This is a genomic window from Comamonas sp. Z3, assembly GCF_008121565.1.
GTDB classification, from domain to species: Bacteria; Pseudomonadota; Gammaproteobacteria; order Burkholderiales; family Burkholderiaceae_C; genus Comamonas; species Comamonas brasiliensis.
This window is the reverse complement of sequence record NZ_VOQU01000007.1, coordinates 26,095-49,329: the sequence shown is the minus strand read 5'-3', so window position 1 is coordinate 49,329 and position 23,235 is coordinate 26,095. Positions and strand designations below refer to the sequence as shown.

Here is a 23,235-nt window from a genome sequence, read left to right as displayed (position 1 = left end):
CTAAGCTCCGACAAATATTGACATTTGTCAATTTCGAGGTGGTGGCTTGCTCTTGATTTTGCAGCGCTTTGTATTGGATATACAAGCTTATGCCTATGATTTGATCTAAATCTAGAAGCAATCATGGCAAGCCTTTCAGGGTAATCACTTGGCGTGAATGTTCTTTGGCTGTAGGTTTGTTCCTACAAACTATGTCGCTCCTCCCATTGGCTCATGGTGTCGCAGCCTTTGCTGCAAGGCGCTACTGCGGACCGGAGCCACTTCGCAACTCAGGAATCTTGTGTTTTTTGCATGCCGCAATTCGCAACTCAGCCAGTGATGACAGTGCGCAAACCTTGGTTGGCGCTGCTGGCATTGGGTTTTGGGATTTCCTGTGGCTGTCTGGGGAGCTGGCTGCTTCATCAGAGCCAGGAGTCGCGCATGCAACAGCGTTTGCAGCTCAGTGCCGATATGGCAACGCGATCCCTGGAGCAGCGCCTGGGCAGCTATGACCGGCTGCTTGCCAAGCTGGCCGAGCAAATGGGCAGTGATGCGGATGCGGGTCAGCAGATGTTTTCCCAGCATGCCCATGCCTTGCTCAGCCGTGAAAGCCTGGTCGGGCTGCAGGCACTGAGTCTGACCCGTGCGGTGAACGAGGAACTGCACACCGATCTTGCGCGTGATTCCCAGGCCTTCGAGGTTTCCTATGTCTGGCCGTTGATCGACAACGAGGCTCTGGCGGGAAGCAATGCGCGTCAGCCGGCAGCGGCATTTCATGGTCTGATGCAGGCATGGAATTCGCGCCAGATGTCGATGTCGGCACCATTTCGCTTTCTGCAACTGCCCGATAGCCCCAAGGGCGTTGCATTGCGTGCGCCGCTATGGCCCGCTGCTACCCAGGAAGGGGGCTACAACGGCTCCGAGAAGCTGCTTGGAACGGTCGATGCCCGGATCCGGCTCGGTGAATTTGCCAGAGGGCTGGTTCCGGCCAATCTTTATCCGCAGGTCGCTTTCAAGCTGGTGGACCTCAGCCCCGCCGACCCATTGCCCAAGGTCGGCATGGACCACAAACGGCCGGCCTTGCCGCTGTCGCTGCTTGCCAGCGGCTCGGAGATCCTGTTCACCGGCTCCTTGTGGGCGGAGGCGGAAACCCATCCGGAGTTTGCCGCGATCAAGCCGCTGGAGCGACAGATACAGGTGTACGACCGTATCTGGTCGCTGCAGTTCAAGCCCGCGCTCAGCAGCCAGAGACGGCTTGAGCGATACCTGCCATGGCTGGTGCTGGCTGCCGGCCTGCTGGCGGGGCTGGTGCTGGCCGCCTGGGTTTCGGGCTGGTGGCAAAGTCGCTGGAGCTGGAGCCGGCGCCTCAAGTTCAGTGCGCAGGCACGCCAGGAGAGCGACGCGCGCTTTCATGCCATGTGCGAGCAGGCCGCCATGGGCGTGCTCGAGCTGGATATCGCCACGCGCAGCGTGCTCAAGGTCAACCAGCATTTCTGCAGGCTGCTGGGCTACGAAGCCCAGGACATTCACAGGCGCAGCGTGCTGGAGCTGGTCATGCCTGAAGACCAGGCCCAGTGCGCCCAGCTTCTCGAAGGGCTGGACCTGCAGCAGTTTCAGCACAACGCGGGCGAGTTCTGTCTGCGCTCCAAGAGTGGCGCACCGATCTGGGTGGAGCTCAACGCGTTTCTGACCGGGCGTCATGAGTCCCGTCGATTGCAGGTGCTGGTGCAGGACATCAGCGGGCGCAAGCGCCTGGAGCAGATGGAGCGGCTGGGTCACCAGCAGTTGCGCAGTCTCATGCAAAGGTTGCCGGTAGGGCTGGTCATGGAGGATCTGGATGGGCGCCTGGTGTACTGGAACGAGGAGTTTCTGCGTCTGGCCGGCTATGGCGGCAAGCCCAGCGTGTCAACCCAGCAGTGGTGGGAGCGCATGTTCCCCGACACCGCAGAGCGCGAGCGCGTGATCCAGCGCTGGCAGGTCGCCAAGGCACAGGCCAGCCGGATCTTGCAGCTTCGCCGCTCCGAACACGAGCGCGTCGATGGCCAGGACGCGCCGTGGGACGAGCTTGCCACCGAGGCTGCGGCGTGCACCGTATCTGCACAGACCTTGATGCTCAGAGGTCTTGATGGCCTGCGCCGCCCGGTGGCGGTCAGCGCCGTGTTGCAGGCCGATGGATGCCTGATGGTGCTGCAGGACCAGAGCCAGCGCATGGCGGCCGAGCAAGAGGTCCGTCGTCTGGCCTTCTACGACGCCCTGACAGGACTGCCCAACCGCCGCCTGCTGGCCGACCGGCTGCAGCAGGCGCTGGCCATGGCCCAGCGCAAGGCCCATTTCGGTGGAGTGGTACTGCTGGATATCGACAACTTCAAGGCCTTCAACGAGGCCTACGGCCTGGATCAGGGCGATCTGCTGCTGCAGTCGATGAGTCAGCGCATCCGTGGTCTGCTGCCTTCGGGGGCCACGATTGCCCGCCAGGGCGGTGACGATTTTGTGCTGCTGATCGAGGATCTGGGCGGCGACTCCGTGGCGGCAGCCGCCAGGCTGGAGCAGCAGGCCGATCAATGGCTGAACCGCTTGCGCGAGCCCATAGAGATCGGCGGAGTGCTGCGCTCCATCACCGTCAGCATGGGCCTGAGCCTGTTTGGCGAGCCCGAGCTGACGGGTGAGGAAGTGCAGCGCCGCGCTGAAATGGCCATGTACCAGGCCAAGAGTCAGGGACGCAATGTCAGCTGCTTCTTTGATCCGCAGCTGCAATCGGCCTTGCAGGAGCGCCGTACGCTGGAGCAGGACATGCGAGCAGGCCTGCAGGCCGGCGAGTTCGAGCTGTTCTATCAACCCCAGGTGGAAATGGGCAAGGTGATCGGTGCCGAAGGTCTGCTGCGCTGGAAGCACCCTGAAAAAGGTTTTGTTCCGCCCGCCCACTTCATTCCGTTGGCCGAAGAAACCGGCGTCATCCTGCCTCTGGGGGACTGGGTGCTCAGGGCGGCCTGTCAGCAGCTGGCGAAATGGGCCAAGCATCCCCGCTATGCGCAACTGGTGCTCTCGGTCAATGTCAGCCCCAAGCAGTTTCACCAGAGCGGCTTTGTCGAGCAGGTGCTCAAGGCGCTGGCCGAGCATGGGGCCGATGCGCGCCGGCTCAAGCTGGAGCTGACGGAGGGCATGCTGGTGGCCGATGTGGACGACACCATCGCCAAGATGATGCGCCTCAAGTCCTACGGCATCGGATTCTCGCTGGACGATTTCGGCACCGGCTATTCGTCGCTGTCTTATCTGAAGCGGCTGCCGCTGGATCAGCTCAAGATCGATCGCAGCTTTGTGCGTGACGTGCTGACCGACCCCAATGATGCGGCCATTGCCCGCACCATTGTGGCCCTGGCCAAGAGTCTGGGTCTGCATGTGATTGCCGAAGGCGTGGAGACGCAGGCTCAGTGCCGTTTCCTCGAGGGCATACGCTGCTATGCATGGCAGGGCTATCTGATGAGCCCACCCGTGCCGGTCGGCGAGTTCGAGGGCCTGGTCACGAATGGCAATGTGCCGGGTTCTGCGACGCCGGCGCTCAGCCCCGTGTCCATGCGCTGAGGCAGTTGCGGTCTCTACAATGCCTGCTTTTCGCTGTGTGAGAGTACGAATTGCCTGAAATCAAGACCTTGCTGCTGTTTGCCTTGACCGCCGTGGCGGAGATCGTGGGCTGCTATCTGCCCTGGCTCTGGCTCAAGCAGGGTGGCAGCGTCTGGCTGCTGCTGCCTGCAGCGGCCAGCCTGGCATTGTTTGTCTGGCTGCTGACCTTGCATCCCTCGGCCTCGGGCCGCATCTACGCCGCCTATGGCGGCATCTACATCAGCATGGCGCTTTTGTGGCTGTGGCTGGTCGATGGCGTCAAACCCAGCGCCTGGGATATGGCGGGAGTTGCCGTCTGCCTGCTGGGAGCCGGGTTGATCGCCTTTCAGCCGCGCGCCTGAGGCAGCTCTCGGCGGGTTTGGCGGTTGAAATCCGCCCCAGCCCTTAGCGCGAAAGCGCAGGTAGCTATGGTTTGTGTGTATGCAGCAATCTTGGCTGACGAAGGGGCAGGCCGCGTTATGATTCCCTTCTGCTAATGGTTGCGAGCACGGGCAGGGCCTTGAGGCTTTGCATGGCTGCCGTTGCTGTTGGCGTTTCTCTTCCCCACCACAAGCCTTCGCAGGCCAGCTTCTAGACCGACACTGACACTGTGCGCCTGAATTCCATCAAGCTCTCCGGCTTCAAGTCCTTTGCCGAGCCCACCAATTTCATTCTGCCGGGGCAGATGGTCGGTGTGGTGGGACCCAACGGTTGCGGCAAGTCCAACATCATGGATGCGGTGCGCTGGGTTCTGGGCGAGAGCAAGGCCAGCGAGTTGCGTGGCGAGTCCATGCAGGACGTGATCTTCAACGGCACCACGCATCGCAAGCCGTCCAGCCGCGCCAGTGTGGAGCTGAGCTTCGACAACAGCGACCATCGCGCGGGCGGCCAGTGGGGCCAGTTCGGCGAAATCGCCGTCAAGCGCGTGCTCACGCGCGAAGGCAATAGCAGCTACTTCATCAACAACCAGCCCGTGCGTCGCCGCGACGTGCAGGACGTGTTTCTGGGCACGGGTCTGGGGCCGCGTGCCTACGCCATCATCGGCCAGGGCACGATCAGCCGCATCATCGAGTCGCGCCCCGAAGAGCTGCGCCTGTTCCTCGAGGAAGCGGCCGGGGTTTCCAAGTACAAGGAGCGTCGTCGTGAGACGGAAAACCGCCTCTCGGCCACGACCGAGAATCTCACCCGTGTGGAAGACATTCTGCGCGAGCTCAATGCCAATCTGGACAAGCTGGAAAAGCAGGCCGAAGTTGCGGCCAAGTACAACGGCCTGAACGCCCAGGTCACGCTCAAGCAGCATCAGCTGTGGTTCATGAAGCGGGCCGAGGCCGAGGCCGAGCAGGACCGTGTGCGTGTCGAAGGCCTCCAGGTCGTCAACGAGCTCGAAGAGCGCATGGCCGATATCCGCAACAACGAAAGCGGACTCGAGACCCTGCGCCAATCGCACTACGACGCGAGCGATCAGGTCAATCAGGCGCAGAGCAAGCTCTATGAAGCCACGGCCGAGGTCGGCAAGCTGGAAGCCGAGATTCGCTATGTGGTCGAAGGCCGCCAGCGCGTGCAGCAGCGCCTGCAGCAACTGGCAGAGCAGCTGCTGTTGTGGAGCAGCCGCAGCGAAGAGGCCCAGGGCGAGATCGAGAACATCGAAGGCGCGGGCATGGATGCCGAGGAGCAGGCCGAGATGCTGGCCGCACAGCTCGAGGAGCAAAGTGGCCGTCTGCCCGACCTGGAGGAAGCCTGGCACAAGGCGCAGAAGGCCGACGCCGAGCAACGCAACTCCGTGGTGCAGGTGCAGCAGCAGATTCAGGTGCTGGCCGCCGAGCAGCGCAGCCTGGACGAGCAGCGTCGCCAGTTCGAAACCCGTTACGAGCGTTTGCGGACCGACCGCAATGCGCTGGAGACGCCGGACGAGGCACGTCTGAACAATTTGCAGGCACAGCTGGCCGAGGCCCAGGAGCTGGCCGAGATGGCGGATGCCGTGCTCAACGAACTGCAGGACAGCGTGCCGCAGCTCGACGAGGATCGTCGCGCGCGCCAGCAGGCATTGAATGCGGAGAACAGCCGGCATGCCGATCTGTCGGCGCGGCTGGAGGCTCTGAAGGCCTTGCAGGAAAAGGTCAAGACCGATGGCAAGCTCCAGCCCTGGCTGGCCAAGCATGGGCTGGACGGCTTGCAGGGGCTATGGAGCCGCATTGCCATCGAATCGGGCTGGGAAAACGCGCTGGAAGCCGCGCTGCGCGAACGTCTGGGGGCGCTGGAAGTCGGTCGCCTTGACATGGTGCGCGGTTTTCTGGGCTCGGGCGGGCAGGATGCTCCGCCAGCGAGGCTGGCCTTCTTCAGCCAGGCTCAGGCTCCGGGTGTCCCGGCAGATGCGCGCTTTGCGCGCCTCAGCGATCTGCTCAAGATCAGCGACGTCGGCCTGCGCACCGTGCTGGTGGACTGGCTGACGGGCTGCTATACCGCGCCCACACTCGACGAGGCCCTGGCCAAGCGCGCCGATCTGCAGGCCGGCGAGACCATTTATGTGCCCACAGGCCATGCGGTGACCGCGCACAGCGTGACCTTCTATGCCCAGGATTCCGAGCAATCGGGTCTGCTGGCACGGGCGCAGGAGATCGAGCATCTCGAGAAGGAAGTCCGTGCCCAGTCACTGATTGCCGATGAGTCGCGCTCGGCTCTGGTACGCGCCGAAAGCGCTTATGCCGATGCCTCGCAGCGCCTGGTGTCCGCGCGCCGCGAAGCGAGTGAGTCGCAAAGCCGGGCCCATGAGCTGCAGGTCGAAACCCTGCGCCTGTCGCAGCTGGCCGAGCAGGCGCGTGCCCGCAATGCACAGATCACGGCGGATCTGTCCGAAGTCGAAGCCCAGCTCTCCGATATTGAAGAGCGCAAGGTGGCTGCCGAGGCGCGCTTCGAGGAACTGGACATGCAGCTGGCCGACAGCCAGGAGCGCCATGCCCAGCTGGGCGATCGCGTGCTGGATGCCGAGCGTCGCTTGAACGAGTCGCGCGAGCAGCTGCGCAGCCTGGAGCGTCAGGCCCAGGAGGCGACCTTCTCGCAGCGCACGCTGCACGCGCGTCGCGCGGAGCTGTCTCGCACCATCGAAACCGCCAGCCAGCAAACCAGATCGCTGGCCGATGAGCAGCAGCGCGCCCAGGACGAACTGGCCCGGCTGTCGGATGCGGCAGCGCAGGGCGGTCTGCAGGATGCGCTGGACTTGAAGATGCAGCGCGAAAAGGACGTTGCCGAGCGCCGCAGCGAATATGAGGATCTGACGAACAAGCTGCGCGCCAGCGACGAGCGTCGCCAGAGCCTGGAAAAGGCGCTGGATCCGCTGCGCCAGCGCATCACCGAATTCCAGCTCAAGGAGCAGGCTGCGCGCCTGGGCCTGGAGCAATACAGCAATCTGCTGACCGAGGCCAATGCCGATCTGGCGGCGGTGTCGCAATCCATTGCCGAGGGCAATGTGCGTCTTCACGGTCTGCAGGGCGAGATAGATCGTCTGCATCGGGAAATTCAGGCCCTGGGGGCGGTGAATCTGGCCGCGCTCGACGAGCTGACCCTGGCACGCGAACGCAAGACCTTCCTCGATGCGCAGATGGACGATCTGACCAAGGCCATGAATACCCTGGAAGAGGCGATCCGCAAGATCGACGCCGAGACGCGGGATCTGCTGACCGGCACCTTCGATATCGTCAATCGTCACTTCGGTCGCATGTTCCCCGAGCTGTTCGGCGGCGGTCAGGCCAAGCTGGTGATTACCGGCGACGAAATCCTCGATGCCGGCGTGCAGGTGATTGCCCAGCCGCCGGGCAAGAAGAACCAGACCATTCACCTGCTCTCGGGCGGCGAAAAGGCCTTGACCGCGATTGCGCTGGTGTTTGCCATCTTCCAGCTCAACCCTGCGCCCTTCTGCTTGCTGGATGAAGTGGATGCGCCGCTGGACGATGCGAACACCGAGCGCTATGCCAAGCTGGTTCATAGCATGAGCAAGGGCACCCAGTTCCTGTTCATCAGCCACAACAAGATCGCCATGGAAATGGCGGAGCAGTTGATCGGTGTGACCATGCAGGAGCAGGGCGTTTCACGAATTGTTGCGGTGGACATGGAGTCCGCCCTCTCCATGGCTGAGCTATCCTGAGCCCGGTCATCCTCCTATTGAAGAACCGTTTTCTCACATGAGTAACTTGCAAATCAGTCTGGCCGTCCTGGGAGTGGTGCTGTTGGCGCTGATCGTTGCCTACAACGCCTGGACTGCGCGTCGCAATGCTCCCAGGCGGGCCGAGCCCGAGGAAGAAAGCACAGATCCTCAGCGTCTCGAACCCGGCATGAACACTGTCGGTCATGGCGCGGATCTGACCAAGTACCAGCACGAGCCCGTGCTGGGCGATTTTGGCAACGCCATTCCCGGAACCGAGCCTCTGCAGATGCCGGAGTCCGTGGGGCGCTTTGCCGAAGCCGATGCCGAGCTGGCCCGACTTGTGGCGCGCGAAGCCCATGAAGAAGCACAGCGCCAGGAAGCTCTGGCTGCCGCACAGCAGAAAGCCGAGCTTGCCGAAGCCGGGCACGCCGGGGCGATGCAAGAGGCGACCGCTCAGCGCACGGATGCCGCCATTGCTGCCGTGACCGAGCAGGCTGTGGAGCCCGTGTTGACGGACGCCCCTCTGGCCGTTTCGATTCCTCCTGCCTCGTCCGTGGAGCGCCGTGGCCATCTGGATGCGCTGATCGATGCGATCGCGCCTGTCACGGTGGCTCAGATCGTTCCTGGCGAAGTGGCTCTGCAGGCCCAGCCCAGCACCCGCCGTGCCGGCAACAAGCCGTTTGCCATCGAGGGCATAAACCAGGAGAGCAGGCAGTGGGAGCCGCTGCAGACCGGTCAACGCTATCTGGGTTTTCAGGCCGGGGTGCAACTGGCCAACCGTACCGGTGCGCTCAACGAGATCGAGTTCTCGGAGTTCGTCACCAAGGTCCAGCGCTTTGCCGATGCGCTGGGCGCCATGGCCGATGTGCCCAATATGCTCAACGAGGTCTCGCGGGCACGCGAGCTCGATCAGTTCGCCAGCGAGCACGATGCGCAGCTGAGCTTTATGCTGCGGGCGCGTCAGGCATCCTGGAGTGCCGGTTATGTGCAGCAGAATGCGCAGCGCCTGGGCTTTGTCATCACGCCCATGCCGGGGCGCATGGTGCTGGCCTCGCCCATCCAGGGCCTGCCGCCCGTGCTGGTACTGAACTACGACCCCCAGGCCGCCATGGGCGACGATCTGGATCAGTCCGTCGTGCGCGAATTCCTGCTCAGCCTGGACGTGGCCCAGGTACCGCGCGGGCAGCAGCCGTTTGCGCGTCTGCGCCAGGTGGCGGAGCAGCTGTGCCAGACCATGGACGGCGTGCTCTGCGACCAGAATGGCTATCTGCTGCCGGTCTCGGCGCTGGACCCGATTCAGCATGACCTGGAGCTGCTCTACGACAAGCTCGACAGCGCAGAGCTGTCGGCCGGATCGCTTCTCGCCAGAAGGCTTTTCAGCTAAAACAAACAGGGCCAACGATGTTGGCCTTTTTTATCCCAGACCGTGAATTTCCAGCGGGCAGAGCATGACCGAGAATTTAGACCTTTTTTCCGCTGAGTCCCAGGGCCAGAAAGCGCAGGATGCTATCAATGCGGGGGTGCCGGGAAGCGTGACGAGCAAGGTGGCTGCATTGCGCGCCCAGCTCTGGCAATGGGCACATGAGTACTACGTGCTCGATGCTCCCACGGTGCCTGATGGCGAATACGACCGTGTCTATCAGCAACTGGAAGCACTCGAAGGCGCTTACCCGGCCCTCGTCACCCCGGACTCGCCCACGCAACGCGTGATCGGTGCAGTGCTGGATGGCCTGACGCCCGTGCGTCATGCCGTGCCCATGCTCAGCATTCAGACCGAGACCGACAATGAGGCCACGGGCGCCATGGCCTTCGACCAGCGCGTGCGCAAGGAGTTGGGGCTGGATGCATCCGCAGCTGCCATCGAGTATGTGGCCGAACCCAAGTTCGACGGTCTGGCCATGAATCTGCGTTATGAAAACGGCCGCCTGGTGCAGGCCACCACGCGCGGCGATGGCGAGGTGGGGGAAGACGTCACCCACAATATCCGTACCATTCGCCAGATTCCGCTGTCCCTGCCCGCAGATCGCAATGTGCCGCCCGTGGTGGAGGTGCGCGGCGAGGTGCATATGGCCAAGGCCGATCTGGAAAAGCTCAATGCGCGCCAGCAGGCTGCCGGTGCCAAGACCTTTGCCAACCCGCGCAATGCGGCAGCCGGCTCGGTGCGGCAACTCGACTCGAGTATCGCGGCCCAGCGCCCGCTGTCGTTCTTCGCCTACGGCCTGGGTGAGATCACGCCGCCAGAGCAGGGCGGGCCGGACTTCGGCACGCACTACGCCATGCTGCAGACGCTGAGATCCTGGGGGTTTCCGGTGGCACCGCAGGTCGCCCTGGCACGGGGTGCTTCCGAGCTGGTCGCGTTTCACCAGCGCATCGGAGCCGAGCGCGCCAATCTGCCTTATGAAATCGACGGCGTGGTCTACAAGGTCAACAGCCTGGCCCTGCAGCGTCGGCTGGGCTTCAAGTCGCGCGAGCCGCGTTGGGCCGTGGCGCACAAATATCCCGCACAGGAGATGCCTACGCTGATGGAAGCCATCGACGTGCAGGTGGGGCGCACGGGCAAGCTCACGCCCGTGGCGCGCCTGGCTCCGGTGCAGGTGGGCGGTGTGGTGGTGACCAATGCCACCTTGTCCAATCTGTTCGACATTCGCAAGAAGGGTGTGCGCGTGGGCGACCAGGTCATAGTGCGCCGTGCGGGCGACGTGATCCCCGAGGTGGTGGGGCGGGTGCCGGGCGAGCGGCCGGTTTACGTGCCGAACTTCCGCATGCCCAGGACCTGTCCCATCTGCGCCAGCGCGGTGGTGCGCGAAAAAGGCGAGGCCAATCACCGTTGTACGGGCGGCCTGTTCTGCGGCGCGCAGCGCAAGGAGGCCATCTTGCACTTTGCGCATCGCCGTGCCATGGATATCGAAGGTCTGGGCGACAAGCTGGTCGATCAGCTCGTGGATGGCCAGGTGGTACGCGTGCTGCCAGACCTTTACAGACTGGGCCTGAGTTCGCTGGCGGCGCTGGATCGCATGGCCGAGAAGTCGGCCCAGAACGTGCTGGCGGCCCTGGAGAAATCCAAGAGCACCACGCTGCAGCGCTTTCTGTTTGGTCTGGGCATCCGCAATGTGGGCGAGTCCACGGCCAGGGATCTGGCCAAGCATTTCGGCAAGCTCGATGCCATCATGGACGCCAGCGTGGAGGAGTTGCTACAGGTCAAAGATGTGGGGCCGGTGGTGGCCGACAGCATTCACACCTTTTTTGCCCAGCCCCATAACCGTGAGGTGGTGGAGCAGCTGCGCGCCTGCGGCGTGCACTGGGAGGAAGGCGAGCCAGTCGAGAAAGCGCCCCAGATTCTGGCTGGGCTGACCGTGGTACTGACCGGTACCTTGCCCACACTGGGCCGCGACGTGGCCAAGGACATGCTGGAGGCGGCGGGAGCCAAGGTCTCGGGTTCGGTCAGCAAAAAAACCAGCTATGTGGTGGCAGGGGCTGAGGCTGGCAGCAAGCTGGCCAAGGCCGAGGAGCTGGGCGTGCCTGTGCTGGACGAGGCCGGGATGCTGGCATTGCTGCGGGGCGAGCAGCCCGGTTGAACCATCTGTGAAAGTGGCAGGGAAGGCCTTATGAACAAATTGCGACGCAAACCCGTGGTGGGCCTGGCCCTGGGCAGCGGCTCTGCGAGAGGCTGGGCGCATTTTGGGGTGTTGCGCGCGCTGCGCGAGGCAGGCGTCAGCCCCGACATCATCTGCGGCACTTCCATTGGTTCGCTGGTCGGTGCAACCTACGCGGCCGGCGAGATGGATGCCTTCGAGAGCTGGGTGCTGGGTCTGGGCAAGCGCAAGGTCTTCGGCTTCATGGACTTCAATCTGGGCGGCGGCCTGCTCAAGGGCGAGAAGATCATCGAGTTCTGGCGCGAGAATTTCGTGCAGGAAACCGTGGAGGAGCTGGGCACGCCGTTCGGCTGCGTGGCCACCGACCTGCAGACGGGAGCCGAAGTCTGGCTGCGCAAGGGCTCGATTGCCGAGGCCGTGCGTGCTTCCATCGCCCTGCCCGGATTGTTCACCCCGGTGATGCGTGAAGGGCGGTTGCTGGTCGACGGCGGCCTGGTCAATCCTGTCCCGGTCTCGCTGGCGCGCGCCATGGGGGCGGATATCGTCATTGCCGTCGATTTGAATGCCGACATCATGCGCAGGCATATGAGAGCTGCGGACATGGGCGAGAGCGAGCTCAGGATGCACGGGCGCGAGCTCAAGGTCTCGGCGCTGCATAGGGAAGACGAGGAGCCCCCGCTGCCGCTGGGCCAGATTCCCGAAGCGCTGGCCGCGAACGGTTCACCGCTCGGCTGGACAGGGGCCTGGAAGCGCAGCATGACCAGCGTGAAGACGCTGTCCTCAACCGTCATGCGCAGGGGGCGCAAGGGGGGAGGGTTTGACGAGGGTGACGACTCCATGCCCGTGCCCTCGCTGGTCAATGTGGTCATGGCCAGTGTCAACATCATGCAGATGCGCATCACGCGCAGCCGCATGGCGGGAGACCCGGCCGAGGTGCTGATAGCGCCGCGTCTCTCGCATGTCGGACTGATGGATTTCTACCGGGGGCGTGAGTCCATCGACGAAGGCTATGCCGCAACCCAGCTGGCGCTGCCTGCGCTCAGGGACTGGGGGCTGTAGTCCTGAATCCGGCGCCCGCCCGCTCAGCTGCGGATATAGGTCCAGCCATCCTGCTGCATGCGGGCGATGGCTTCCACGGCGCCCATGGGCAGCACCTGAATGTTTTCGGGGGCGCTCAGGCCGTTGTTTCTGAGCGTGTTGGGGCATAACAGCACCTGCGCCAATGCCGGACCCAGATCGTCCGGCTGGTCCAGCACGGCTTGCACAGCCTGGGCGTTGACGACGATCCAGACCTTCAGCTCGGGGTTGGCGGCTTTCAGGTTCTTGAAATTACCGCGTGCGCGGGCCAGCGCTTGCGGACTGGGGGCGTGCAGCACGATGCGGCTGGCAGGGCTCAGGGCGGGCAGCAGGGTCTTCCAGTCAGGGCGGCTCATGGTATTTGTATGGATTTGCTACCGTGATGATAGCTGCTTGCATAGTCGGTGCATGGGTTTTGAGGCAATTCACCTCTTATTGAGGGCTTGGCTTGCCTGGGGTGTTGTCGAGCAGTTCTTCAAGCAGCCCCGGCGGCATGCCGGTGCGGATCTGCACCAGGCCCTGGACGTTCTTCCAGATCGTCACGGGCGTGGCGCGCAAGCCCGCACTGCTCATCAGCGCAGCGTTATTGGCCAGCGCATCGCGGGCCGACATAGGGATGCGCTGCAGCGGCGCAATGCCAAGGGCATCGGGATTTTTGCCAGGGGCATCGGCATAGGCCATGGCGTGGCTGGCCAGAGCCTGCTCCGGAACCCGGGAGCCCAGAATGGCAGCGGCCTTGCCCTCGCTGCTGGGACGCAGCATGCCGACCAGAATATGGCGCAGCTGCAACTGGCCTGCCTGCACCAGCGGCCTTGCTTCGCGCCAGAGCTGGTTGCAGTAGGGGCAGTTGGGGTCGGTGAACACATAGGCGATGCGAGGGGCATCAGGCCTGCCATCGGCAATCCAGCGGGTGTTTTCCAGATCGGCCCAGAGTTCCTGACCCATGGGCTGCTGTACCGCGCTGTGCAAGGCCTTGGCGTTCACATCCTTGCCCTGGGCATCGATGACGGTGCCGATCACCCAGTGCTTGCCGTCAGGCATGCGGTAGATGGGAATCGGCTGCTGATCGCGGTAGGCAGCCCAGGCCTTGAGGCCGCCGGAGCTTTGCATGGGTCCCACGATCTGCAGGCCCTGTTCGGCCAGGAACTGCGCCGACGGCAGATCGCCGGCTGCAACACTGCTTGCGGCGGCTTTGCTGGCGGCAATCACATCGCGGGCATGGGCCACGGCCACCACGGTAACGGCAGTGGCGGCGAGCACGGGAAAAATCAGTGCAGAAAGCGGGCATGACAGCGGCAGTGGGCGGGGCACGATAAACCTTTGTCAGTCTTGAGTCATGGAGCAGGTCGAGCAGGTCGAGCAGGGGCAATGGTGCGCAGCTGTTCGGCCAGGGTGGCACGCGAGAGCTCTCCCATGCGCATGGATCGGAGCTGCCCGCTCGCGTCATAGAAATAGGTGGAAGGCAAGCCGCGCTGCTGCCAGTGCCGGCTGGCGAGCTGCTCCGGGTCCAGCAGCACCTGGGAGACGGGCAAGGGCATGGATTGCAGATAGCGCAGCACGGTGGCCGCGTCCTCGCCCTGGTTGATCCAGATGAAACGCACTTCCGGATGGTCTTTTTGTGCCTGGGCCAGTACCGGCATTTCGCGTTTGCAGGGCGGGCACCAGCTGGCCCAGAGGTTGATGGCCAGCGCCTGGCCCCGATAGCTGCGCAAGTCCGTGGGCTGAGCGCCAGCGCTGACCAGCGTCAGCGCTGGTAGCAAGGGCCTGGTGGGCTCCACCCAGTTGCGCAGCGCATAAGCCGTCACGAGGATGAAAGCCCCCAGTCCCAGGGACTGCAGCATGCCGCGCCGCAAAACCGCATGCCGACGTGCGCTCCAAGCGCCCCAGAGTGCTGCCGCCAGCAGTCCGGCCCAGAGGTTCCAGCCGCCATCGCGAATATCCAGGATCTGCAACGCGCCGGTCGGAGATGCCCTCAAGGACGACCAATACTCGGGCCACCATTGAGCTACATAGGTCGCACGTGCCGCCAGCAGCCCAGCCAGCGTGGCACGCAGCAGCAGGGCCTCCATGGGCTGAGCGCCTTGGCGCTGCTTGCGCCTCGCCCACCACTGGCTTGCAAACATGGCCAGAAACGTTGCAAGTGCCATGCTGGGAAAGGCAAGAGGGCCGATCAGCACACTGGCCGGCAGTGCCAGTGCCTGCAGTGGGCTGGCTGAAGCGGCTGCGGTATTGACAGGATCCGGGGTGGTTGGCTGCGCCGTCTTGTCCAGGTCCAACTGAGCGGCTCTGATGCTCTGCTGCTGCACCGGGTAGCAGATGCCGGCCTCGGCGCAACCCTGCCACTGCAATTCCAGCGGCCACTGCTCGGGTCTCTCGGGCAGCGCGGCCTGAACGCGCAGCTCCTGATGAAAGACTTGCACATTGCCAAAAAAGGCATCGTCCCGCGACTGCCCCTGAGGAATCCGCAGCGGCAGCGCCTGGCCCAGCGCATCGCGCAGGCGCAGTTGGTCGCGGTAGAGGTAATGGCCGGGGGCAATAGTCCAGTGCAGCTCCAGCCGGCGACGATCGTCGGCCTCTGTCCTGATGGCGTTTTGCTCCGGTGGCGTCAGTGCAAAAGCCTGTTCAGCACCCAGAATCGAGGATTGCGCAGCGGATCTGCCAGCGCTCAGGCCGGGCGGGCTCAGCGGCTGTGACCACGCAGCCGTGCCTGCCAGCAGCAGGGCTGAAAGCAGAGCTTGGACTGCGATGAAGCGAAGAAACATGAGCGAGCGGAGGTGGTCGGTCCTGGATGGGGCTGGCCGTGATCTTGGGCGCAGGGGATTAAGCAGGGGTTAACGCTGCGAAAAGACAAATCTGCGATGCTCGCCCGATTCGGATAAACAAGGCGCTCAACACCTGCCCGGTTGCTGGAAACGATGGTGCGGGTGACGGTTGCGCAATGAAAAAATGCATGTGCTGTTAGTGGAAGATAACGCTTTGGTCGCCAGCGGGGTGAAGGCGGGCCTGCAGCTACAGGGCTTTGGTGTGGACGTGGTGGGTTGCGCCAGCCAGGCCGATGCGGCGCTCAAATCCTCCCACTTTGACGTGTGTGTGCTGGATCTGGGTCTGCCTGATGAGGATGGTCTGCATCTGCTGGCGCGCTGGCGCAGCCAGGGGCTGGCGCTGCCCGTGCTGGTGTTGACCGCACGTGATGCAGTGGGTCAGCGTATCGAAGGATTGCAGACCGGGGCCGACGACTATCTGGTCAAGCCCTTCGATCTGCACGAACTGGCGGCGCGACTGCATGCGCTGCTGCGCCGTGCTGCGGGGCGTACCGTGGACTGGATCGTGCTGGGCGATGTCAATGTGGATCTGGCTGCCGGCCAGGCCATGCGTGGGGGCTGTGCCGTGGATTTGTCGCGCCGTGAGTGGGCGCTGCTGCGTGCGCTGCTGCAGTCACCAGGGCGCGTGCTAAGTCTGGAGCAGTTGCGCGACAGCCTCTACGGCTACAGCCTCGATGTGGAGAGCAATGCCGTGAACGTGCATGTGCATCACCTGCGCCGCAAGCTGGGCTCGGACATGGTGGAGACCGTGCGTGGCGTGGGCTTCAGATTGGGGCGTGTGCAAGGGGGCGGGCGCTGATGCGCAGTCTGCGGGTCCGCTTGCTGGTCTGGCTGTGCCTGGCGCTGTGCACGCTATGGGGTGGCGTGGCCGCCTGGATGTTTGCCGACATGCGGCATGAGCTGCGCTCGGTGCTTGACGACCGGCTGATCGCCTCGGCCCGCATGGTGGCGGGCATCGTCCATCAGTTCAAACCCCAGAACGCCAGTCCTGAGGACTGGGGCCCCATGCTCAACGTGGTGGCGCGCGATGGCGTGGCCTGCGAGGTCAGCATGATTCGCAGCGAGGTGCAGACCGCCCCCGCGCCTGGCGCCATGGAGGCAGCCGCTGCTGCCGAGGCTGGCGGAGCCACGGGCAAGGCGGATGCGCGCCCGGCCCTGATTCCTGCGTCTCCGCTGGATGTGCCGCGTGTCAGGGCTGCAAAGACTGGCAGTACCGCCCCTGGCGGGACTGCAGAATCTGGTCGTGGCGCCGAACCCGGCGATTCCCAGGTGCTGGCCCGCACCGCAGGCGCACCCAGCTTCCAGGGGCCGCTGCCGCTGGGCTTCTCGAGCATCACCAAAGGCGGCAAGCCCTGGCGCACCTATGTGCTCGAGGAGCATGGCGTGCGCATTGCCACGGCCGACCGCATCGATGTGCGTGAGGGCCTGATCCATGGCTTTGCCTACACCATCATCCTGCCCTTTGTGCTGGCACTGCTGGCCAGCATGGTGCTGATGTGGTGGGGCGTGACGCGCGGCCTGCGGCCGCTGGAGTCGCTGCGCCAGGAGTTGAGCCAGCGTCCGCCCGGCGACGACTCTCCCGTGGCGCAAGGCCGGCAGGTCAGGGAACTGGCGCCGCTGGTGCAGACCATCAATCACCTGCTGCAGCGCGTGCACCGAGCCATTGAGCGCGAGCGCCGCTGGAGCGACGATGCCGCCCATGAGCTGCGCACTCCGCTGACAGCCGTCAAAACCCATGTGCAGGTGGCGCAGATGGCGGTGGCCCATGCAGGCGCACAGATGGTGGCGTTGACGGAACATTCGCCTGCCGCAAACCCGGGCATTGCTTCCAGGCCTGTTTCGCAGACCATGCAGTGGCAGATGACCCGGCAGGCCCTCGAGCAGGCGGGACAGGGGGTGGAGCATTTGCAGCACACGCTGGAGCAATTGCTGCTGCTGGCCAGGCTGGATTGCCAGCCGGCAGCTGAGGAAGGCTGTGGCTTCCGCGGCGAGCCGGCCTGTGGCTGGGAGGCTCTGGAAAAGGCCCGGGAGCTCACTGCCACGGCCATTCCGTCCGGATCGCAGCGCTTGCGCTGGTCGTCAGATCAGGATTTGGAGGATGCCCGGCTGCAGGCTTTGCGCGTGGCCCTGCCTCAGCCCCTGCTGGTGTCGGCATTGCGCAATCTGATGGAGAACGCCTTGCACTATGGGCAGACGGCAGACGCAGGGCCTGGCGAATCTTCGGTGCTGCTTGGTCTACGTCATGTTTCGCACCTGGTGCAGCCTGATGCCGACAAGCTGCAGGCAACGCCTGCCAATTCCTGCGGTTATCTGGAGTTCACGGTAATCGATCATGGACCCGGGCTGAACAGCGAGGACTGTGCCGTGGCGACCCAGCGCTTCTGGCGCAAGCAGCATCAGGCCCATGGCAGCGGCCTGGGCCTGGCAATCGTGCAGCGCATCGCACAGAGCGGCGGCGGTGAGCTGGAATTGCTGCCCCTGGCGCAATGGAGGCAGCAGAACGGCCAGGCGGAGCCTGCGGTGACGGGGCTGGTGGCGCGTTTATGTCTGCCGATCAAGCCCTGTGCGGCATTGCCCGATTAGCCCGGTCCTGCAGCGGCAGCCAATTGCTGGCGGCATTAATTGGCTCTTAATCTTCCCTCGGTATCTTCGGGCCATGTGCTTGCTGTCATGGCTTGCTTCGGCCGTGACTGCCCAGCTCAGACGTAGGCGTCAGGCACAGGCCTGATGCGCGGCAGATCTGCGCCGCCCAAACCTCCATTCCCAAGATGAATCGCTTGAACACAAAGACTCTGCCCCGGTCGTGGGTAGCTGTCGGCATTTCCATGCTGATGGCGACCAGCGCCTGGGCACAAGAACCTGCCGCCGCCAAGGCCGCATTGAACGGAAACTCCGCTGCCGGGGCCAGGATTGCCCAGTCCGGTTCGGCGGGCGGTGCGGCTGCCTGTGCCAGCTGCCATGGTGCCAAGGGTGAGGGCCAGGCCGGCTTTCCTGCCCTGGCGGGCCAGCATGCTGGCTACCTGGAGCGTCAGTTGAACCAGCTGGCGGCCGGCGCCCGTCAATCTGTTGTCATGGCTCCCATGGCCAAGGCCATGAGCGCGCAGGAGCGCGCCGATGTAGCAGCCTATTACGCGAGCTTGCCATTGCCGATCAAGAGCGTGCGCGGTGCCTTGCCTGGCAAGAGCGACGATGGTGGCGCCTGGCTGGTCGAGCGCGGCCGCTGGGCCGACGGCATTCCTGCCTGTGCGCAGTGCCATGGCCCTGGCGGCGTGGGCGTGGGCAATGATTTTCCGGCCATCGGCCATCTGACGGCCGACTACATGCAAGGCCAGATCGACGCCTGGAACAAGGGGCAGCGCGAAGCCGGCCCTCTGGGTCTGATGGGCGCAGTGGCCAGGAAGCTCACGGCCGAGGACATCAAGGCCGTGGCTGCGTATTACCAGCGCCTGCATGCCCCCGCTGCCTCTGCAGCGGCCACCAAGCCTTAAGTGTTCGGGAGTTGACTATGTCGGACCAACAACAAACAGCTTCTCAAAGCTCCAATTTCGCTGAATACGCCGTGGTGGCCTGCCTGTTTGCAGGTCTGGGCGGAGCGCTCTGGTATGGCATGAGCATCAGCCGACCCCAAAAGGCCGAAGAGCCCGTCAAGGTGGCAGCGCCTGCGGCAGACACCAGGGCCATGGTCGTGGCTGCCAAGCCTGGCGAATTCACACCTCCCGGTGTGAGTGACTACCCGGAAGGCCCCATGGGCGAGTGGGTGCGCCGCGGCGAAGCCATCTTCACGCGCACGCCGACCAATGCCGTGGGCTTCTCGGGCAATCCGCTGAGCTGTACCAACTGCCACCTCGATGCGGGTCGTCTGAAAGGCGCTGCTCCCATGTGGGGGGCCTATCCCATGTACCCGGCCTATCGCAAGAAGACCGATCATGTGGACACGTTTGCCGAGCGTGTGCGCGGCTGCTTCATGTACTCCATGAACGGCAAGGCGCCGGATGACGGTCATGATGTTCTGGTGGCTCTGGAGTCCTACGCCTTCTGGATGGCCCAGAAGGCGCCCACCGGAGAGAAGCTGCCCGGTGCCGGCTTCCAGAAAGCGGGCCAGCCCGGAACGACACCCACTTACGAAGCCGGTGCCAAGGTGTATGAAGCCAAGTGCGCGCTATGCCATGCCGCGGACGGCAACGGCCAGTTCGTCGGCGATGTGGCCGTGTTCCCGCCGCTGTGGGGCAAGGACTCCTATAACTGGGGGGCCGGCATGCACGATATCGACAAGGCGGCCAACTTCATCAAGAACAACATGCCTTATGGCAATGCAACCCTGAGCGATCAGGAGGCCTGGGATGTGGCCACCTTCATCAACAGCCAGGAGCGTGGCCAGGACCCGCGCTTCAACGGCAATCTGCAGGCCACGGCCGAAAAGCACCATGGCAAGTACTCCATGTACGGCAAGGAAGTGAACGGCAAGCTGCTCAAGGGTCTGTAAATGGACACTTGATCGGGTCTGCTGGATGCATGACCGGGGCCAGTCCTGCAGCAGGGACTGGCCTTCTTTTTTGATGATCCCGGTGACGAGAATCTGCGCCCCTCCAGGTCTTCACCGAATCATCAGCGCTGCGTTCGGTCTCGGTCACAAAGCTGTGAAGTGGCAGGGTAAAGCAAAAATCTGAATGAAATTGCGCTAAAACGCATGCCCATAAAGCGCTAATAGCTCACTTTTTGAGAGTGTCAAAAAAGCCCGGCGAACCGGGCTTTGGCATGGGCGAAACCTCAAAGATCAGGCCATGAACAGATAGTGGTCCACGAGCAGGGCGAGAAACAGCAGGCTCAGGTGAAGCAGCGAAAACCTGAAGGTGCGGCGCGACAGCTCGTCCGAGTAATTGCGGTACAGAGCCACGGCATAGACGATAAAGCCAGCGCCCAGCACGACAGCCGCAAACAGATACAGCCAGCTGCTCATGCCGTACATAAAGGGCAGCAGACCGGCCGCAAACAGCACCACGGTGTAGAGCAGAATCTGCAGGCGCGTGTATTCGCTGCCATGGGTCACGGGCAGCATGGGCAGGCCGGACTGGCGGTAGTCCTCGACACGATACAGGGCCAGCGCCCAGAAGTGGGGAGGGGTCCAGAGGAAGATGATGAGGAACAGAATCAATGCCTCGGGGCCGACATTGCACGTCATGGCTGCCCAGCCCAGCACTGGGGGCATGGCGCCAGAGGCTCCGCCGATAACGATGTTCTGTGGCGTGGCGGGCTTGAGCACCACGGTGTAGATCACCGCATAGCCGACAAAGGTGGCCAGCGTCAGCCACATGGTCAGCGCATTGGTCCAGAGCAGCAAAATTGTGGCACCGATCATGCAGAGAATGGCCGAGAAGGCCAGTGCCTGCTGACTGGAGAGCTCGCCGCGCGCCGTGGGGCGCCAGGAGGTGCGCTTCATCTTGGCATCGATATGGCGCTCCACCAGGCAATTGAAGGCCGCAGCGGCAGCTGCTACCAGCCAGATGCCGACGCAGGCAACACCCATATGGATCCACTGGTTGGCCGTGGGCCATCCGGGAACGGCCAGCACCATGCCGATCAGGGCGCAGAACACGATGAGCTGCACCACGCGCGGCTTGGTCAGCGCGTAGAACTGGCTGATTCGCGAGGTGTTGTTCAACAAGGCTTCACTTTGACTCATGCAATCACTCTTTTACGCTATGCCTCAGGCTGGGCGGCGCGCCATTTCAGGGTCGGGGGCGGCGACGGCATTTGAGCGCGTCACGGCCAGACTCCAGACCACAATCGTTACCAGGGCCGCGGCTCCACCGGTGTGAAGCACGGCCGCAACCAGAGGCCAGTCCAACACCACGTTGGACAGACCCGTCAAAACTTGCAGCACTGCAAAAAAACCCAACAGCCGTCGCTGCTTGGCCAGTGCCGGAGCATGGCGCAATGCCCACCACAGACTGGCCAGTGCCAGAACCACCACATAGGCCGCCAGACGGTGGGTGTAGTGAATGGCGGTCAGTGCTTCGAAGCTGATATGGCCGCCGTCCTTGAGCATGCCCAGGGGGCGCCAGATCTGCAGCGCTTCGGCAAAATTCATGGTCGGCCACCAACTGCCCTGACAGCCGGGGAAGGTCGTGCAAGCCAGGACGGCGTAATTGGTGCTGACCCAGCCGCCCAGGCTGACCTGGACGACGAGCAGCGCCAGGCAAAGCCACAGCGCAATGCGCAAGCCTCTGGCGATCAGGGCCGGAGACAGACCGGTCTGCTGCAGGCTCAGGCCCGAAGCAGGAATGGCCAGCAATGCCAGCAAGCCGGTACCGCCCAGCAAGTGCAGCGTGACGATGGCCGGAAACAGCTTCATGGTGACTGTCAGTGCCCCAAACGCACCCTGGATGCAGACCCATACCAGTGCCAGGGTCGGCCACCAGGGGTTGGCAGCGCCACTGAATGATATGTGTCGGCCTGCCCGCCAGGCGGTGCCTGCCTGCTTCCAGCTCATGACCGTCATCGCAATGATGAGCACGCCGACCGTGGTCGCCAGATAGCGGTGAATCATTTCCACCCAGGCCTTGCCATGGGTGACCGGGCCGGTCGGCATGGCAGCCTGCGCTTCGGAGATCTGGGCATGTGCCGCGATGGGGCTGGCTGTGCCATAGCAGCCAGGCCAGTCCGGGCAACCCAGGCCTGAGTCCGTCAGACGGGTGAAGGCGCCGAACAGAACCAGGTCGAAGGTCAGAAACAGCGTCAGCACACATAGTGCCTGGAGGCGTCTGCCGGAGCCGGTGCCGCGATTGCGCCACCAGACCCAGCATAAAGGCCCAAGAGCCAGGACCAGACCAAAAGCCATCAGCTCCAGTGCAGGAGCCAGGTCGTATAGCTGCTGCTCTGTCATGCCATTGCTCCGGGGGCCATCTTCCAGCGCCTGGCCGCCTGCACTTCAGGCAGGGCAGGGCAGTCGGCGGTCAGGGCAAAATCGCAAAAGCAAAGCGGCATGGTTCGGCAGGGGCGGCCAGTGCTTGGCCTGTATTTACAGAAATTCTTGAAGATCTTGGTCAAGCGCAGAACGAGAGAAAACCTGACTGTACGTAGCGAGCCTTGTGCGCTCCAGGGCCAGGACTCTGCTCGACGCTTGGAGCAGCAGTTGAATGCAGGCTCTTTGATCCCGCACAATTTTACCCATGTGATTTGAGGCTAGGCAGCCGTGACCTGAGTGCCCCTAACAAAGTGGAAGAAAGACTTGCCTTCCAGATCTGCTTTCGTTGAGTCCGTGAGGCAGGAATTGCCCCGATGCTCTGACCTTGGACGAAGGCCTGAGGCTGAGCCTGCTGTAGGGAACCCGAGAGGGTCCAAGGCATGCAAGGCCGGCCGGTCCAGCAAGCATGGCTGGTATCTGCAGTCATTGAGGCCGCAAAGCTGCAGGGCAACGGCCAGCCGGATGCGCTTTGCCGTGAAACCCGGCCGTGTGCCTGCTCCAGGCCGAACGCGATCTGTGGCAATCAGGGAAGCGACTGTGCTCGTCCTTAGCTGCGACCGGGTTTCCGATCCGAGGCGGGCTGTGGCCACCCAAGGTGGCCGAGGCTACCTCACGATTCAGGCTTGGATCATTTGTCCGACATCGATACGGTTGCCATCAGGGTCTTCAAACACGAATGCCCTCAGGCCATAGTCCTTGTCCTGAAGGCTCTTGATGATTCTCAAGCCGTATTGATGGCAGATGGTGTGCAGCGCATCAACGTTGTCGACCAGGAGATGCGCGACATTGAATTTCACGGCTTTGTGGCTGGGCTGCAGGCTCAGGTGCAGCTCGCCGTGATGCCGCTTCAGGATCATGAATCCGACGGGGTTCCCGTTTTCGAAGACTTTTGTGAACCCGAGAATCTTGGTGTAGAAGTCACAGGCTCTGGCCATGTCCTTCACCGGAATCGTCGCGGCGATTCGGCCGAACTGGACACCGTGATCGGTGGTATTGCTCATTCGATGGTCTCTGCTTGCAAGGCGCGATCAGCTTCCAGGCGGTGCTGTATGGCTGATGCGCTTG

The 23,235-nt window shown here is 63.4% G+C and carries 16 protein-coding genes; 10 read left to right on the top strand and 6 right to left on the bottom strand.

Annotation, left to right across the window (positions count from 1 at the left end; all coding sequences use genetic code 11):
• Positions 1–420: 420 nt before the first annotated feature.
• The 6 genes from FSY59_RS19920 (at position 421) to FSY59_RS19895 (ending at position 12,366) form a co-directional block, all read left to right on the top strand.
• The gene (locus tag FSY59_RS19920) at positions 421–3,558 is read left to right on the top strand and encodes an EAL domain-containing protein (protein WP_029158678.1); all 3,138 of its coding nucleotides are present in this window, start codon (positions 421–423) and stop codon (positions 3,556–3,558) included.
• Positions 3,559–3,608: 50 nt separating this feature from the next.
• Positions 3,609–3,938, top strand: coding sequence for a YnfA family protein (locus FSY59_RS19915; RefSeq protein WP_003054287.1), 330 nt, complete (start codon positions 3,609–3,611; stop codon positions 3,936–3,938).
• 248 nt (positions 3,939–4,186) lie between these two features.
• Positions 4,187–7,714, top strand: coding sequence for a chromosome segregation protein SMC (gene smc, locus FSY59_RS19910; RefSeq protein ID WP_003054288.1), 3,528 nt, complete (start codon positions 4,187–4,189; stop codon positions 7,712–7,714).
• Positions 7,715–7,751: 37 nt separating this feature from the next.
• Positions 7,752–9,098: a cell division protein FtsZ gene (locus FSY59_RS19905; protein ID WP_148729503.1), complete on the top strand. Its 1,347-nt coding sequence runs from the start codon at positions 7,752–7,754 to the stop codon at positions 9,096–9,098.
• Positions 9,099–9,162: 64 nt separating this feature from the next.
• On the top strand, positions 9,163–11,289 hold the full coding sequence (gene ligA / locus FSY59_RS19900) for an NAD-dependent DNA ligase LigA (protein ID WP_003054292.1): 2,127 nt from the start codon (positions 9,163–9,165) through the stop codon (positions 11,287–11,289).
• Between the two features lie 30 nt (positions 11,290–11,319).
• Positions 11,320–12,366 carry a patatin-like phospholipase family protein gene (locus FSY59_RS19895; protein WP_003054295.1) on the top strand — a complete coding sequence of 349 codons (1,047 nt, stop codon included), beginning with the start codon at positions 11,320–11,322 and terminating at the stop codon, positions 12,364–12,366.
• A 23-nt stretch (positions 12,367–12,389) separates the two neighbouring features.
• Here FSY59_RS19895 and FSY59_RS19890 read toward each other — a convergent pair whose 3' ends face one another.
• From FSY59_RS19890 to FSY59_RS19880, 3 genes are all read right to left on the bottom strand, one after another.
• Positions 12,390–12,740 carry a hypothetical protein gene (locus FSY59_RS19890; RefSeq protein ID WP_148729502.1) on the bottom strand — a complete coding sequence of 117 codons (351 nt, stop codon included), beginning with the start codon at positions 12,738–12,740 and terminating at the stop codon, positions 12,390–12,392.
• 76 nt (positions 12,741–12,816) lie between these two features.
• Positions 12,817–13,644, bottom strand: a complete 828-nt coding sequence (gene dsbG, locus FSY59_RS19885) for a thiol:disulfide interchange protein DsbG (RefSeq protein WP_255439601.1) — start codon at positions 13,642–13,644, stop codon at positions 12,817–12,819.
• 74 nt (positions 13,645–13,718) lie between these two features.
• A complete protein-coding gene (locus FSY59_RS19880; RefSeq protein ID WP_148729500.1) occupies positions 13,719–15,146 on the bottom strand; it encodes a prolipoprotein diacylglyceryl transferase family protein in 1,428 nt (475 codons plus the stop codon).
• Between the two features lie 184 nt (positions 15,147–15,330).
• Here FSY59_RS19880 and FSY59_RS19875 point away from each other — a divergent pair, with 184 nt between their 5' ends.
• The 4 genes from FSY59_RS19875 to FSY59_RS19860 all read left to right on the top strand — a co-directional run bounded on the left by FSY59_RS19875 (position 15,331) and on the right by FSY59_RS19860 (position 19,689).
• Positions 15,331–16,005: a response regulator gene (locus tag FSY59_RS19875; protein WP_003054305.1), complete on the top strand. Its 675-nt coding sequence runs from the start codon at positions 15,331–15,333 to the stop codon at positions 16,003–16,005.
• Entirely contained in the window at positions 16,005–17,789 is a 1,785-nt protein-coding gene (locus FSY59_RS19870; protein ID WP_148729499.1) for an ATP-binding protein, read from the top strand. Before FSY59_RS19875 ends, FSY59_RS19870 begins: the two co-directional genes overlap by 1 nt.
• A gap of 185 nt (positions 17,790–17,974) precedes the next feature.
• Positions 17,975–18,694, top strand: coding sequence for a c-type cytochrome (locus tag FSY59_RS19865; RefSeq protein WP_003054309.1), 720 nt, complete (start codon positions 17,975–17,977; stop codon positions 18,692–18,694).
• Between the two features lie 17 nt (positions 18,695–18,711).
• Positions 18,712–19,689, top strand: a complete 978-nt coding sequence (locus FSY59_RS19860; RefSeq protein WP_148729498.1) for a c-type cytochrome — start codon at positions 18,712–18,714, stop codon at positions 19,687–19,689.
• Positions 19,690–19,980: 291 nt separating this feature from the next.
• On the opposite strand, the gene cyoE is transcribed toward FSY59_RS19860, so the two are convergent.
• The 3 genes from cyoE to FSY59_RS19845 all read right to left on the bottom strand — a co-directional run bounded on the left by cyoE (position 19,981) and on the right by FSY59_RS19845 (position 23,171).
• Positions 19,981–20,886, bottom strand: coding sequence for a heme o synthase (cyoE, locus tag FSY59_RS19855; RefSeq protein WP_148729497.1), 906 nt, complete (start codon positions 20,884–20,886; stop codon positions 19,981–19,983).
• 24 nt (positions 20,887–20,910) lie between these two features.
• Positions 20,911–22,089 carry a heme A synthase gene (locus tag FSY59_RS19850; RefSeq protein WP_148729496.1) on the bottom strand — a complete coding sequence of 393 codons (1,179 nt, stop codon included), beginning with the start codon at positions 22,087–22,089 and terminating at the stop codon, positions 20,911–20,913.
• A 698-nt stretch (positions 22,090–22,787) separates the two neighbouring features.
• A complete protein-coding gene (locus FSY59_RS19845; protein WP_019043671.1) occupies positions 22,788–23,171 on the bottom strand; it encodes a VOC family protein in 384 nt (127 codons plus the stop codon).
• Between the last annotated feature and the right edge of the window lie 64 nt (positions 23,172–23,235).

What these genes read in the sequence shown, in the direction of transcription:
- FSY59_RS19920 (WP_029158678.1), top strand. Translation starts at nt 421, where the DNA reads ATGCAACAGCGTTTGCAGCTCAGTGCCGATATGGCAACGCGATCCCTG.
- FSY59_RS19905 (WP_148729503.1), top strand. Translation starts at nt 7,752, where the DNA reads ATGAGTAACTTGCAAATCAGTCTGGCCGTCCTGGGAGTGGTGCTGTTG.
- ligA (WP_003054292.1), top strand. Translation starts at nt 9,163, where the DNA reads ATGACCGAGAATTTAGACCTTTTTTCCGCTGAGTCCCAGGGCCAGAAA.
- FSY59_RS19895 (WP_003054295.1), top strand. Translation starts at nt 11,320, where the DNA reads ATGAACAAATTGCGACGCAAACCCGTGGTGGGCCTGGCCCTGGGCAGC.
- FSY59_RS19890 (WP_148729502.1), bottom strand. Translation starts at nt 12,740, where the DNA reads ATGAGCCGCCCTGACTGGAAGACCCTGCTGCCCGCCCTGAGCCCTGCC.
- FSY59_RS19880 (WP_148729500.1), bottom strand. Translation starts at nt 15,146, where the DNA reads ATGTTTCTTCGCTTCATCGCAGTCCAAGCTCTGCTTTCAGCCCTGCTG.
- FSY59_RS19875 (WP_003054305.1), top strand. Translation starts at nt 15,331, where the DNA reads ATGCATGTGCTGTTAGTGGAAGATAACGCTTTGGTCGCCAGCGGGGTG.
- FSY59_RS19870 (WP_148729499.1), top strand. Translation starts at nt 16,005, where the DNA reads ATGCGCAGTCTGCGGGTCCGCTTGCTGGTCTGGCTGTGCCTGGCGCTG.
- FSY59_RS19865 (WP_003054309.1), top strand. Translation starts at nt 17,975, where the DNA reads ATGAATCGCTTGAACACAAAGACTCTGCCCCGGTCGTGGGTAGCTGTC.
- FSY59_RS19860 (WP_148729498.1), top strand. Translation starts at nt 18,712, where the DNA reads ATGTCGGACCAACAACAAACAGCTTCTCAAAGCTCCAATTTCGCTGAA.
- cyoE (WP_148729497.1), bottom strand. Translation starts at nt 20,886, where the DNA reads ATGAGTCAAAGTGAAGCCTTGTTGAACAACACCTCGCGAATCAGCCAG.
- FSY59_RS19850 (WP_148729496.1), bottom strand. Translation starts at nt 22,089, where the DNA reads ATGACAGAGCAGCAGCTATACGACCTGGCTCCTGCACTGGAGCTGATG.
- FSY59_RS19845 (WP_019043671.1), bottom strand. Translation starts at nt 23,171, where the DNA reads ATGAGCAATACCACCGATCACGGTGTCCAGTTCGGCCGAATCGCCGCG.